At 70.2% G+C, this 13,003-nt stretch carries 13 protein-coding genes; 6 read left to right on the plus strand and 7 right to left on the minus strand.

Features of this window, described 5'->3' with window-relative positions; genetic code table 11:
• Position 1 precedes the first annotated feature (1 nt).
• The gene (locus AC1Z4A_RS23310) at positions 2-373 is read right to left on the minus strand and encodes a hypothetical protein (RefSeq protein WP_483681781.1); all 372 of its coding nucleotides are present in this window, start codon (positions 371-373) and stop codon (positions 2-4) included.
• Between the two features lie 342 nt (positions 374-715).
• Here AC1Z4A_RS23310 and AC1Z4A_RS23315 point away from each other — a divergent pair, with 342 nt between their 5' ends.
• Entirely contained in the window at positions 716-958 is a 243-nt protein-coding gene (locus tag AC1Z4A_RS23315) for a winged helix-turn-helix domain-containing protein (RefSeq protein ID WP_483681782.1), read from the plus strand.
• Between the two features lie 12 nt (positions 959-970).
• Here AC1Z4A_RS23315 and AC1Z4A_RS23320 read toward each other — a convergent pair whose 3' ends face one another.
• Positions 971-1,852, minus strand: a complete 882-nt coding sequence (locus AC1Z4A_RS23320; protein ID WP_483683698.1) for an aldo/keto reductase — start codon at positions 1,850-1,852, stop codon at positions 971-973.
• 7 nt (positions 1,853-1,859) lie between these two features.
• Positions 1,860-2,795, minus strand: a complete 936-nt coding sequence (locus AC1Z4A_RS23325; RefSeq protein WP_483681784.1) for an NAD-dependent epimerase/dehydratase family protein — start codon at positions 2,793-2,795, stop codon at positions 1,860-1,862.
• Between the two features lie 105 nt (positions 2,796-2,900).
• On the opposite strand from AC1Z4A_RS23325, the gene AC1Z4A_RS23330 reads away from it, so the two are divergent.
• A complete protein-coding gene (locus tag AC1Z4A_RS23330) occupies positions 2,901-3,812 on the plus strand; it encodes a LysR family transcriptional regulator (protein WP_483681787.1) in 912 nt (303 codons plus the stop codon).
• 7 nt (positions 3,813-3,819) lie between these two features.
• Here AC1Z4A_RS23330 and AC1Z4A_RS23335 read toward each other — a convergent pair whose 3' ends face one another.
• The 4 genes from AC1Z4A_RS23335 to AC1Z4A_RS23350 all read right to left on the minus strand — a co-directional run bounded on the left by AC1Z4A_RS23335 (position 3,820) and on the right by AC1Z4A_RS23350 (position 9,956).
• The gene (locus AC1Z4A_RS23335; protein WP_483681789.1) at positions 3,820-4,548 is read right to left on the minus strand and encodes a dienelactone hydrolase family protein; all 729 of its coding nucleotides are present in this window, start codon (positions 4,546-4,548) and stop codon (positions 3,820-3,822) included.
• Positions 4,549-4,730: 182 nt separating this feature from the next.
• Positions 4,731-5,285, minus strand: coding sequence for an LppP/LprE family lipoprotein (locus tag AC1Z4A_RS23340; protein WP_483681791.1), 555 nt, complete (start codon positions 5,283-5,285; stop codon positions 4,731-4,733).
• Positions 5,270-9,499 (minus strand): nSTAND1 domain-containing NTPase, encoded by a 4,230-nt coding sequence (locus AC1Z4A_RS23345; RefSeq protein ID WP_483681793.1) that lies wholly within the window; start codon positions 9,497-9,499, stop codon positions 5,270-5,272. The genes AC1Z4A_RS23340 and AC1Z4A_RS23345 overlap by 16 nt, the downstream gene beginning before the upstream one ends.
• 46 nt (positions 9,500-9,545) lie before the next feature.
• A complete protein-coding gene (locus AC1Z4A_RS23350) occupies positions 9,546-9,956 on the minus strand; it encodes a CU044_2847 family protein (RefSeq protein WP_483681795.1) in 411 nt (136 codons plus the stop codon).
• A gap of 258 nt (positions 9,957-10,214) precedes the next feature.
• Between AC1Z4A_RS23350 and AC1Z4A_RS23355 the strand changes: the two genes are divergently transcribed.
• From AC1Z4A_RS23355 to AC1Z4A_RS23370, 4 genes are all read left to right on the plus strand, one after another.
• On the plus strand, positions 10,215-10,895 hold the full coding sequence (locus AC1Z4A_RS23355; protein ID WP_483681797.1) for a sporulation delaying protein family toxin: 681 nt from the start codon (positions 10,215-10,217) through the stop codon (positions 10,893-10,895).
• Between the two features lie 137 nt (positions 10,896-11,032).
• Positions 11,033-11,644 (plus strand): SdpA family antimicrobial peptide system protein, encoded by a 612-nt coding sequence (locus tag AC1Z4A_RS23360; RefSeq protein ID WP_483681799.1) that lies wholly within the window; start codon positions 11,033-11,035, stop codon positions 11,642-11,644.
• Positions 11,641-12,633, plus strand: coding sequence for a sporulation-delaying protein SdpB family protein (locus tag AC1Z4A_RS23365; RefSeq protein ID WP_483681801.1), 993 nt, complete (start codon positions 11,641-11,643; stop codon positions 12,631-12,633). The genes AC1Z4A_RS23360 and AC1Z4A_RS23365 overlap by 4 nt, the downstream gene beginning before the upstream one ends.
• Entirely contained in the window at positions 12,630-12,944 is a 315-nt protein-coding gene (locus tag AC1Z4A_RS23370; RefSeq protein WP_483681802.1) for a hypothetical protein, read from the plus strand. The genes AC1Z4A_RS23365 and AC1Z4A_RS23370 overlap by 4 nt, the downstream gene beginning before the upstream one ends.
• Positions 12,945-13,003 lie beyond the last annotated feature (59 nt).

The raw sequence follows: 13,003 nt of genomic DNA on the forward strand, positions 1-13,003 counted from the left end.
GCTACGCCGGGTGGGCTTCGCGCAGGTGGACGCCCATGGCGGTGGTGAGGCGGGTGGCTTCTTGCCGGTTGCCGGCTTCGAGGGCTTGGTATCTGCGGCGTTTGATGTCCTGGCACGTTTCGCATCGGGGGAGCGCGGGAGCGGTTTCGGGTTGCCCGCGGCCTTGCCTGCTGCGTTCGTTGGCGTTGGCGACCTTGGCGCGGAGTGTTTCGGTGGTGGTCGCCGGGCGGATGTCGCAGGGGAGGGCTTCCCATTCCTTTCCGCCGCCGGGTGCGCGCAGGTGTACGCGTCCGCCGACGGCGGCCGTGACCTCGCCTACGCGGTCGCGGCGCGCGTCGAGGACGAGGGTGCCCACTGCTGGGAGTTCCGTCATCGGACAACCTCCTGCCTAGGACGGATGTCGATGCCGTGGGCGGTGACCCATAGGAAGGTGGCGGGGAGGGGAGGCTGGGTCGGTGGGGCTGTGGTGCAGCGGTGGGGCTTGCCGGGCGGCGCGGGCAGGGACCTCGCCCAACGGAACCAGCGGCGGATAACCTTCTTCATGTCGGCGCTCCTGACTCAGCGTTGGCCGTGCCCCGGGACCGGTTGCAGCGGTCGCCGGGGTCTTCCGTGATCCCGGACCCTAACAGTGCAATGGTGTAGAACGCTCGCAATGCCAAGAGTCGGAACCAATGCGCACGTTGCACGAAAGACATGGCGCACGTAGCGTGCTCATGTGATCGAATTCGCTCCTGACATTCCGCGTTGGCGTCAAGTGGCCGAAGTGATCCGACAGCGCATCAAGGACGGTACGTACACGCCTCGATCACGGGTGCCGTCGGTCGTCCAGCTCATGGAAGAGTTCGGCATCGCCACCCAAACAGCACATAAGGTGCACCGGGCGCTGCGGGCGGAGGGCCTCATCTATACCGAGCCCGGCCTCGGCTCCTTCGTCTCCAAGGACGTCCAAGCCGACTGACGTCGAGCAACATCAACCCACATCGCCCGTAAGCCGGGCAATCTCCTCCGCCGTGAGCGTCAGTTCCGCAGCAGCCGCCGAATCGCGGATCGATTCCGGCCGCGAGGCGCCCGGGATCGGGACGACGATCGGTGACAGCGCCAGCAGCCAGGCCAGGCAGACCTGCTGCGGGCTCACTCCGCGGCTCCGCGCGACCCGGTGGAATTCCGGGAACTCCGGTCCCCGTTCCGCGTCCTCGTCGAGCGCGCTGCGGGAGATGCCGCCGAGCGGGCTCCACGGCAGGAAGGCGATTCCCAGCCGTTCGCACAGCCGGAGTTCGGGCTCGCCGTCGCGGACGGCCGGCGAGAAGCGGTTCTGTACGGAGACGAGGCGGTCACCGAGGATCCGGGCGGCTTCTGCGATCTGATCGGTGTCCGCATTGGAGATGCCGGCCGCGTGGATCTTGCCCTCGTCCAGCAGTTCGGCAAGGGCGCCGACGGAGTCCGCCCAGGGCACCGAAGGGTCGGGTTTGTGCAGCTGGTAGAGGCCGATGGCCTCGACGCCCAGTCGCTTGAGCGAGTCCGTGCAGGCCCGCTTGAGGTGCTCCGGGTCTCCCGTCACCGTCCATGAGCCGTCACCGGGCCGGCCCCGGCCGCCCTTGGTGGCGATCAGTACGTCGTCCTTGTCGCCGCCGTAGCGGGACAGCGCACGGGCGATGAGCGACTCGTTGTGCCCGGTCTCACCGGGCAGGAGGTGGTAGGAGTCGGCCGTGTCGATCAGGGTGACTCCGGCGTCCAGCGCGGCGTGGATCGTGGCGATCGCCCGTGCCTCGTCGGGGCGCCCTTCGATGGAGAGCGGCATGGCGCCGAGGCCGATCGCGCTCACTGCCGTGTCGCCCAGCTTGCGTTGACGCATACGCATGTCAGAAACCCTTCGTGAGTTCTTCGGCGATGGCCTGGGGCAGCCAATCGGCAGTGTGAGAGAAGCGGTACCCCATCCGTTCCGCTCTGGAGTTGTCCATTCCGTAGTAGCGGTCGAAGGCGAAGGGGGACGCCTCGGATCCCGGCTCGACGGTCCGGTAGACGGGCGGTTTCCCGGTCCGGTCCGCGATGCGTTCGCACAGGTCGGTCACGGTGAACTCGCCGTGCGAGCGCGCATTGACGGGGCCGGTGAAGTCCGCACCCACCGCCCAGACCAGAAAGTCCGCGATCTCGTGCGCGCTGATGAAGGACGACGCGTGGTTCTCACGGTGTACGGACACGGGCCGCCCCGCTCCCACCCGCTCGACGTAATGCCGCAGGCGCCCGGTGAAGTCGGCGCCGCTGCTGCAGACGACGTGAGCCGACCGCACGGCGGCGAACGGGAAGGCGGGATCGCGGGTGAAGACCGCTTCGGCCTGGCGCTTGCCCTCGGCGTAGTGCCCGTTGAGGAAATCCGGCTCGTGCCAGGGAAGGTCCTGGTCGACGGGCTGGGCGGCCAGGTCGACGGCGTCCTCTGCGAGCGGGACGGACGGCGCGGCGGCCCGGCGGACGGTCGTGGAAGTGGCCGGGTCGTAGACCTCGATGGTGGAGGTCATCACATAGCGCCCGGTGCGGTCGCGGAAGACGTCCCGTGCGACGGCGGCCTGCCGCGGGGTGTAGCAGACCTGGTCGAGCACCGCGTCGAAAGTGCGCTCGCCCAGCGCCGAGCCGAGGGCCTCGGGGTCGTCGCGGTCGGCGATCAGATGGGTCACGCCCGTCGGGGCCGGAACGGAACCCCGGTTGATGACGGTGACCCGTGCTCCCGCGTCGCGCAGCCGCTCGACCACCTGCCTGCCGAAGTACCGGCTGCCACCGATGACGGCAATCTCCTGCACCACGTCTCCCCCTCGTTCCTTTGCCTCGCTCGTGACGTGCCTTGAGCGTGCCGGATTACGATCAACAGCAGAAGTGGCGACTTGCTTAATCCGTCGTTAGGAAAACTGATGATCGACGTCCAGCGCCTGCGCACCCTCCGCGAGGTGGCCCGGCACGGCAGCTTCAACAAGGCGGCCGCCGCTCTCCTGCTGACCCCCTCCGCCGTGTCCCAGCAGATCGCTTCCCTGGAGCGCACGCTCGGTGCATCGGTGGTGAACCGCAGTACGCGCGGCGTCTCGCTCACCGAGCCGGGCCGGCTGCTGGTGGAGGCGGCGGAGACGGTCGACGCGGAACTGTCGCACGCCCGGGAGCAGATAGACCGGCTGTCCGCGGGCAGCCCCCGGCTCACGGTCGCGACCTTCGGCAGCGGCGGCCGGCACCTGCTGCCGTCGGCGCTGACCCGCTTCGTCGCCGGGCACCCCGACGTGGAACTGACCGTGCTGGAACGGGAGCCGGAGTACAGCCTGCCGCTGGTCCGCGAAGGCCGCGCCGACATCGCGCTGGCCTACCACTTCGACGGGCCGCTGCCGGTGGGGACCGACGGCCGGTCCGTGCTCGAGTGGACACCGCTGATGGACGATCCCCTGTCGGCCGTCCTCCCGCCCGGGCACCGCCTGGCGGACCGCGACAGCCTGGACATGGCCGAACTCTTCGGCGAGCGCTGGGTGCTGGGCTGCATGAAGACCCAGGCGTTCCTGGAGCGGTACGCGGCCCTGGCCGGTTGCGAACTGCGCGTGGCGGCCGCGACGACGGACTACTTCTTCGCCCAGACCCTGGTCGCTGCGGGTGTGGGCATCTCGCTCGTACCCAGCGTCGCGCTCGGGCCGCCCACCCCGGACCTGGCCGTCATCCCGATCGCACCGCCCCGCCCTGCTCGCTACATCGGCGTGGCCACCGCCCGCCGGAGGAGACCGCAACCGCATGCCCGGGCGCTGCTCGAAGCCCTGCTGGAGAGCGCGGCAGACGCCCGGGACCGGTGATCCCGCGTCAGCTCAGATGCCGGGCGAAGAACTGCAGCGAGCTGTCCACCTCGAACGACGGCACATCCCCGTGATTGCCGGGGTTGGCGTGCAGCGTCTTCTCGGACGAGGCCAGGGCGTCGAACAACGCCAGGCACTGGTCCCGCGGAACCATCCGGTCGTCCCACTGGACCACGAACTGCACCGGCACGGTGATCCGCGCCGCGTCCTCGGCCAGCCCGTGCACACCGAGCAGGCCCAGCACCGCGGCGCGGATCCGGGGCTCCGCGGCGATGAGGGGGATGCCGAGCCCGCAGCCCATCGACATGCCGCAATAGCCCACCGGGCCGGCGCCGACGTGGTCGAGGCGCTGGACCGCGGTCAGGACCGCCTGCCAGTCCGCGACGGCCTGACGGGCCAGGTGGCTGTGCATGCCGGCGACCAGCGCGCCCGGATTCTCACCGGCGGCCATGCCGGCCCGCATCCGGGCCGCTATCCGGCCGAACTCCTCGTCCTGGGGCCGGTCTCCGTGGTTGGGTGCGTCGATCGCGACGACCGCGAAACCCTCGGCGGCGATGCGGCGCGCGCGGGACAGGGTGTTGGGGGCCGTCTTGTGCTGCCCGCCGCCGTGGCCCAGCAGAATCAGGGGACGAGTGCCGCAGGCGCCTTCCGGCGTCCAGAGCACGCCGGGGATCTCGTCGAGGGTGAAGAACTGTTCGGTGACGCCGTCCGACGACGTCTGGGAGGTGAAGCGCATCAGCGTTTCGAGCCTTTCGGGATGCCTTGCGCGGGCGCTCCCTGGCTAGGCCATGCAAAGGAGGGAGTCCCGACGTGTCACAGTGCTGATCGGACTCACCTCCTCGAATGTGCAGTGGTGCACGGCTGCGCAGAAGGTAGCACAAAGATCATCACTCGCACACTGCCGGTGCGAGCGTTGGTTCACGTCGCCGGCCCGTTCGGATTTCCCGGCAGCGGCGGTGAGAAGTCCACCTTCCCGTCCTTCCAGCGCGCCTTGATCTCCCTCTTGCCGCCCGTCGGGCAGCACATCGCGTCCGTGACCGTGAAGATGGGGTACGAGATGGTGGCCGTCGTCCCGTCCTGGTTCACGATCGTGGATTCGGTGACGCCGGGGGCGTCGTAGCCCAGGTAGTCGTTGCCCTGGAAGAAGAAGATGCTGACGCAGCGGCCGTCGACGCTGCCCGTGCAGTGGCCGTGAATGGCCCGGAAGGGGCCGCGGAGGTTCTTCAGGACGTTCGGCTCGTCATCGGGCGTGTAGCCCAGGCGTTTGATGCGCAGCGTCGCGGCATCCAGGTCGAAGGGGCCCGCGGCGGCCGACGACGGTGCGGGGTGTCCCGCCGAGGGGCTCCACAACGCCACCGACGGGGTCGGCTTCGGTGAGCCTTCCGCGTTCTTCGACGACGAGCAGGATGTCGACGCGGCCGTCAGCAGCAGGCACGCGGCCGCTGCCGCCACGGCCCTTATCCGCGATCGCATGCCGACACCCCCAGCAGATAGCGCTCCACCGTTCCGTAGCGCACCGTGCCCAGGTCGCTCCGCGTGATGTCGCGCGTGACCCGCGAACACAGGCCTGTGGCCCAGGCGTCGGGCGACGCCGGTCCGAGTTGAAATCTCACGTCCAGTTCCTTGCCGGTGGTCAGGAGCATCCGCTCGCCGTCGGGTGATGGTACGACCGCTCGCACTTGGGCGGCCGCGGGTGTGCGCGTCCGGGCGATCAGGCCCTCCGGGCCCCACAGTTCGAAGGCGCCCTGCCGCATGCTGACCACTTGGGCGGAGCGGGCCAGGAAGGCCGTGTAGCGGGAGGCGGCCGCGGGGATGGCGATCAGCTTTTGTCCGCTCTCCGCGTCCCGGATCTCCGTCTCCCCGTCCTCGCCGACCAGCATGAGCCGCTTGCCGTCCGCGCTGTAGCGCACGGCCCGCTGCCAGTCGAGGAGCGGCGACTTGAACTCGGGGACGAGCACGCTGACCCGGCGCCGGTCCTTGAGGTCCCAGACCTCGACGCCACGGCGGTCCGGGGTGGTCAAGGCGACGTGCGGGGAACCCGGGCGCGCCGTCATGGTCGCCGCATACTGGTGTTCCTCGGTGGGTGCACCTCCCCCGAAGAGCAGCGCCTGCCCGATCTCCCGGCCGGTGGCCGTGTCCCACTGCGAGACCGCGCCGCCCGCCAGGGTCGTCAAGCGGCCCTGTGCGCCGAATCCCATTCCTGCGATTGCTCCCGCACGCGGGGGCGTTCCGGTGGGGAGGCCGATGCGGAGCTGACGCAGAACGCGGAGGCCGGGCAGGCTGTAGAGCGTCACCGCCGGGTCCGTCCGGTCGCTCACCGCGAGGATCTTCTCCGTGGGGTCGACGACCGCGTGGCCCGGGCCCCCGCTGTTCCCCGCGGTGGCCGTGCGCCGCCCCGTCGCCGGATCCCAGACCGAGACCGGTTCGCCGACGCCCACCGTCACCAGGTAGCGGCCCGACGGAGAGAACTGGGCCACGTCCGCGTCGCCCAGCTCGCTCGCCGGGGACGACCCGCCCATCCAGCTCACCGTCCCGAGGGAGCCCGCTGCCGGAGCGGTCATGGCCAGGACTTCCGCGCCACGGGCGAAGGACACGCGCCGACTCCCGTTCGCCATCGCGTACTTGGTGAAGCGGCCGCCTGAGGCCTCGTCCTCGGGGAATTGCGCGAGCTGCTGCCCGGCGTGCGCGTCGTAGACCGTCACCGTGCCCTTCTGTCGCTCCAGCACCACCTGGTCGGACACGGCGGCCAGCTCGCTCCCGTCGCCGCACGGGATCGTCCGGGCGAGGTGCGCGTCGGTCGCCCCGTCCGCCGGGTCGGTCAAGTGCCATACTCCGTCCACGCATTGGGCCACGACCGGGTGGGTCCCGCTGAGGAAGGACACCACGGGGAGACCCGGACCCTCGGCCGGACCCTTCTTCGGCACGACACGGCCACTGCGCGCGTCCCACACGTGGTAGTCGTCCCCGATGTGGGAGGCCACGACGTGCTCGCCGCTCGCGTCGAAGGCGAACTCCCTGGCCTCCCCCTCGGTCCCGGTCGGAGCCTGCAGCGCCACCGCTGGAGAAGCGGGCCGGTCGAGATCCCACACCTGGGCCGTGGCGTCCGCCGGAGGGTGCGACACGAGCCGGTGCCCCGTACGGTCGAAGCGCAGCCCGTCCACCTTCTGTTCCATGCTGGCGGTGCTCGCCGCGCCCTGCAGCGTCAGCAGCATCTTGCCGCCGCGTACGTCCCACACCCCGATGCGGTTGCCCTCGCCGCCGAGCGCCAGCCGCGTGCCGTCGGGGCTCACTGCCACGGCCGAGACGCCGTCCAGCTGCGTCAGCGGCGAGATCCCGCCCTGCGCCGCCACGCGCCAGACCGTCAGCCTGCCGCCGCCGGTCCGGACGGCGATCACCTGACCCGAGTCGTCCACCGCCGTCTCCGCGACGTCACCGCTCGCGGGCAGGACGGCGTCGTAGCGGGCGTCGGCCAGGTAGCGTTCGAAGAGGTTGTCGCGGGCCTGCTGTGTGGCCGCCGTCCGCCAGGCCGCGACCGACAGCAGGGCCGAGGGCTCCAGCCGCGCGTTCGCCTGGCGCTGCGCCTCCTGCACCAGCCCGCTCGACAGCTCCGCCGCCCTGTTGTCCCGTACGGAATACAGGCTGGCCCCGGCGAGGCCCGCCATCGCCGTGACGACGGCCGTCGCCGCAAGGGCCCCGCGGAACCGCCGGCGCCGCCGCCACTCCGCGCTCGCCCGGATGTACGCGCGCTCGCCCTCGCAGATGTCGTCCTGCCGCTCGCGCAGCCGCTTCTCCGCCGCGCTCAGCTCCGAGCCACGCATCAGCAGCGCCCGGTCGCGGTCGCTCGGCTCCCAGCGGTCGATCCGCGCGCGGAGGTGCTCCTGCCAGGTGCGGAAGTCCCGGTCCGCGTCGACCCAGGACCGCAGCGCGGGCCAGTGCTCCAGCAGCGCCTCGTGGGCGAGCGAGACCGTCTCCACGCCGTCGGAGGCGTGGTCGAGGTGGACCAGCCGCTGGCCGCCCAGCAGCTGTGCCGCCTCCCAGCACGCGGGATGCAGCTCGGGACGGCGTGCGGTGCGACCGGTGTCGACCGGGCTGTCCGCGGCGCCGTCGCCCGGGCGGACGAGCTGGACGAACAGCCGCCGCACCGCGTCCCTGCGGTCGCCCAGCCGTTCCTTGACGGCCCGTTCCGCGTGCGTCGCGAGGGCGCCTGCCACGCGGCCGATCTCCTCGTACGCCGCGTGCGTCAGCACTCCCCGGAGCTGGTGCTCCCACAGGAGGGTGAGGGCGAATTCGAGGAGGGGCAGCGCCCCCGGGCTCTTCCCCGCATCCGAGAGCAGGCGTTCCGCCAGCCGCTCCTCGAACCGCACGGCGCCGTGGAAGGAGCCGACCGGTGACAGCACCACCTCGCGCAGCTGCTCGCCCGACAGCTTGTTGACGAAGAAGGCCGACGTCTCGCAGGCCCGTCCCAGTACGGGGAACCGGCGCATGGACGTCAGGAAGTCCAGCCGCAGCGTGAAGACCAGGCGTACGAGCGGGCCGCCGTCCGCGGTCCGCCATTCGGTCATCCGGACGACCTGCTCGACCAGCGCGTCCGCCGCATCCGGTGAGCAGCGGAACAGTACCTCGAACTGATCGATGAACAGCAGGAGTTGTGAGGTCCCGGCGCGGCGGATCGCCTCCTTGACGGCGGGTGCGGCGGCGCCCTCCCGTAAGTGTGCTGCCAGCTCTGCGAGCCGCTGCACCGCATCTCCGTCTTTCGGATCTCCGTCTCCCGGCGGCGGCGCGTCGAGCAGCGGCAGCAGGGCCGAGGCGAGCATGTGCTCCGCGCGCACGGCCGGTTCGGGGACGAGCGTCGCCACGCTGTAGTCCCCGCGCCGCCGCAGCTCGGGGACGAGCCCCGCCTGGACGAGCGAGGACTTGCCGACTCCGGAGGTCCCGACGACGGGGACGACGCTGGACGTCGTCACCGCCTCGGTCAGCTCCCTGATCTGCACGGCGCGCCCGAAGTAGTGCGCGGTGTCCTGCTCCCGGAACGGCAGGAGCCCCCGGAACGGGGTCGGCAGCGAGGCGTAGCGGCGCAGCTCGGGGTGGGCCTCGATCAGGGCGTCGGCCGTGATGGCGTAGGCCGCGCGGCCCAGGAACCGGCGGTCGGTGGCGACGACCATGCCGACCACGGCCTTGATGCGCTCGTCCCACAGCGGCGTGCCGCTGAACCCCTGGAGGATCTCGCAGGCCCCGGTGCTCTCGATCTGCACCCAGCCCCGGCCGCGGTCGTCGACGATCCTGCCGGACGCCCAGACGCCGTCGTCGTCACCGGCCGGGAAACCGAAGGCCGTGAACGGGTGGTCCCGCACCGTGTCCACGTCCAGCAGCCGTACGGGCTCCGCCCCGGCCGGCGGGCCCTCGGCGAGCGAGAGGACGGCGATGTCGCCCGTGCCGTCGGGGGCGACGGGTATGTGGCGGAGCAGGGTCGCGGTCTGCCGCTGTGCCGTCCGTCCTCCGGTGATCGGGAAGTCCAGCTCGACGGCCAGCCCGGGCGGCAGGGGTGCCGACTCGTGCTCTCCTGCGATGGCCGACACGACATGCCCGCAGGTCAGCACGGTGCGCGGGGCGGCCAGGAAGCCCGCACCCTGTGGCGCGCCGTGCGCCCACAGCCGGGCGATACCTCGGTTGGGCACGGGTCCGGGCATGGAGCTGGTCTCTTTCTGCCGTGCGTTTCCTTCTGCCGTGCGGTGGTCAGCTCGCCGCGGCCGCCGTGCCGTTGGCGGTGCCGTTCGCGGCGCCGTTCGCGGTCACGGCCCTGGTGACCGGCAGGGCCTCGGGCCGCTGCTTGTCCCACTCGAGGGTGAGCGTCAGGGACGCCTCGCCCGCCGTCTTGGCAAGGAAGACGCCCGTCTCCGCCGAGAGCTTCAGCCCCAGCTCCAGGGTGATCTTGTTCGGCTGCCGGGGGAGGTCGGTGAGCCTGCCGACGACGGCGTGGGCGGCCTCCCGCACACTGTCCAGCCCGCGCTCCAGGGTCTGCGCGGCGTGCGTCACGGCCCCGCCACCGCCGCCGCGGGCGACCCGCACGACGGCCTGGGGGTCGTCCTCGATCTCGACCAGGACGGCTCCGCCGCTTTCGAGCGGCACTCTCAGTAAGTTGGGCATGAGTCCTCCCACCCCTCTCCGGGCAATGTGCGGGCACTGTAGCGAGTGAATGCGCACGGGGATCGGCATTCACGGAAGCTGTACCCGTCAGTGGGGTCCGGCTGGTAAAGGGCCGTACGGGGTCGTGTTGACGGAACGTCAGGATCCGCCACCTCCGCCGTCAAGCCCCCGTCAATGGATCTAGTGGCGCCGATGGGTGCGTGATCTACTCGCTCGGCCCAGCTCATTTGCATGAGAATTTTTTTGGAAGGTTGGCACATGAAACTGTCGTGGACCCGCTCCACCGTCATCGGTGCGGTCGCCCTCACCGCCGTCGGCACCGGCGCGGCCGCGCCGGCGATCGCCAGCGCCTCCGCGCACAGCGGCACCACCGCCGTGTCGGCGGGCAAGACGGCGAAGCACACCCAGCACAAGGTGAAGTACTCGGACGAGGAGATCATCGCGCTGCTCCTCTTCGGCACCGGCAAGGCGGCCGAGGAGCACCCGGACCTGGCCGACAAGATCAAGGCACAGCGTCCGAAGGGCAGCCCGCAGCCGACCGACGGGCAGATAGCGGAGCTTGCGAAGAAGCTGCGCGAGATCGACCCGGGCTTCCACGACGCGGTCACCGTCGCCGTGCAGATCAACGACCCGTACCAGGCCAAGGCCGGTATGGAGCGGCTCAACGAGGACCTCAAGAAGTACATGGCCCAGACCAACGTGAAGCACGGGGTCATGATGTCCCCCCGCGGCATCGTCTGGCACGACGCCAACGTCCTGACCGAGATCAACGCCCTGGCCTTCATCAATGGCGCGGTCTACGCGAACGTGGCCGGTGCCACCGAGGCGGTCGTCGCCCTCGTCGTGGTCCCCTCCGCCGTGAGCTACGGCTTCGAGATGGACAAGTCCAACAACCTCGACCGCGACAACCTGGTGGCGGCGGTTGCCAAGGCGCTCTGAACGATCTGACGGGCACATCGCCCCGAGACCGTGAGCACGCGTCCTGCCTCGTCACCGTCACCTCGACTGCGTGACGAGGCGGGGCCGTCGCCCCAAGGCACCTTCCAGCTCTTCACCGCTTGAGGAAAACGCGCCGTATGGCCAGCACGGACACCGGTAATACCGACAAGAACCCCACAGCTTCGGCCCCCCGGCCGGCTTCGCTGCGGCAGCTCGCGCTGTTCGCCGTAGCCTGCTTCGTCATTTTCGGATATCTCGGCCTGTCGCTCTTCTACACGCTGCCGAGTAACCCCCTGAGCAGCCGCCACGACAAGGGCGCCCGCCCCGTGTTCAATATCGTCACGCCGCAGAACTGGGCGTTCTTCACCCGCAATCCGCAGAGCGTCCAGGTCTCCGTCTATTCGCTGAGCGAGGACGGAGAGGTCGGCAATCTGCTGCGCACACCGCAGGGCGACATGTCCAACCTCTTCGGGCTGTCGCGCACACAGCGCGCCCAGGGCCCGGAGCTGGGGTTCCTGAACGGAGCGGTGACGCACTGGTCGCCGTGCTCGGGCGAGTCGCGCGCGTGCCTGGATGCCGCATCGCGCGAACCGGCGCAGAAGGTGGAGAACCACAGCCCGGTGCCGACCGTGTGCGGTGACGCCTACATCTCGCACGAGCGGACGGTGCCGTGGGCCTACCGGAACGGCGTCGACTACACCAAGCGCGTCGAGGAAATCGCCCACGTGGACGTCCGGTGCGACAAATGACGACAGCGACGAATTCCCCGGTGAACGCTGTGACGAAGGCTCTGTACTCGCTGGCCGAAAGCCTGAACAAGCGGGTGGAGAAACACGATCCGCGCAGCAAATGGCTCGGCGTCGGGCGCACTGTCCTCGCCTCGGCCGCGCTCAGCGTCCTGCTGTTCACTCCGATCAAGGCTCTGCTGGTGCCGGTTCCCGGTATGGGAAGCGGGGCCAAGTGCGATTCGATCCGCGCGGCATCGGCCCTGTGCGTCGGCGGCTCCTCGATCGACGACGAGATCAGGCGCTGGTTTCTGATCGCTGTTCTCCTGGTCGCCGCGAGCGGCTACCGGCCGCGCTGGACCTGCATTCCCCAGGCGTATGCGATGTTCTCCGTGTCGGTGAGCATCGCGCTGCCCGACGGCGGCGAGTCGGTCGGCCTGATCGTCGCTCTGCTGATGATTCCGATCGGGCTCGCCGACAACCGCAGATGGCACTGGGAGGCGCCGGCCGACGAGATCGGCGCGTCCTGGCGCACGGTTTCGTTCGTGGCCCACTGGGCGATCAGGGTGCAGATCGCGTACGTCTACCTCGACAGCGCGATCGCCAAGTTCGGCGTGGCCGACTGGGCCAACGGGACGGCGGAGTACTACTTCCTGCGGGACAACATGTTCGGCGCCGCGGACCCCGTGGCCTCCGCAGCCCTGTGGCTGTCCAAGAACTCCTTCATGGTGCTGGCCATGACCTGGGGTGCGCTGGTCGTGGAAATCGCCATTGCCGTATGCCTGTTGGCCTCTCCGCGCTGGCGCAAAGCCGGCCTCGCGATGGACATCGCCCTGCACGGCTCGATCATCATCACCATGGGACTGTGGAGCTTCGGCGCGGTGATGATCGGCTCTGCGATCGTGTGCTCCATACCGGACCGTACGAAGCCGGATCGCGACAGACCAAGTGAACCCGGTGAACCAAGCGAAACAATGAGTGCCATCGAGATGCAGGAAGCGGTAACGACGTGACCACTGTCGAGATCACTGTGAAGCCATCGCCCGTCGCGGCCTGGTTCCACCACCTGCTCACCCGCCCGGTCATCGAAGTGGACGGCGAGGAGCGACCCGCGCGGTGGGGGATCCAGGACATCGAGGTGCCCCCGGGCCCCCGCCGCCTCAACGTGTACTTCCGCTACCGCGGCCAGACGCGGACCAGGCTGGGCGAGGCGGGCAAGGAGATCACGCTCGCCGAGTCGGGCGGCAAGGTCTACATGCGCGCCAGGCTCGGGACGCGCAACGGCAGCCACTTCCGCATCCAGGGGCCGGTCGAGAGCCTGTAGGGGGCGCGGGGGCAGAAGTGAAGGGCGGCGCCGTCCGGTTCCCCGGACGGCGCCGCCCT

The organism is Streptomyces sp. 17_S59 (genome assembly GCF_056930295.1).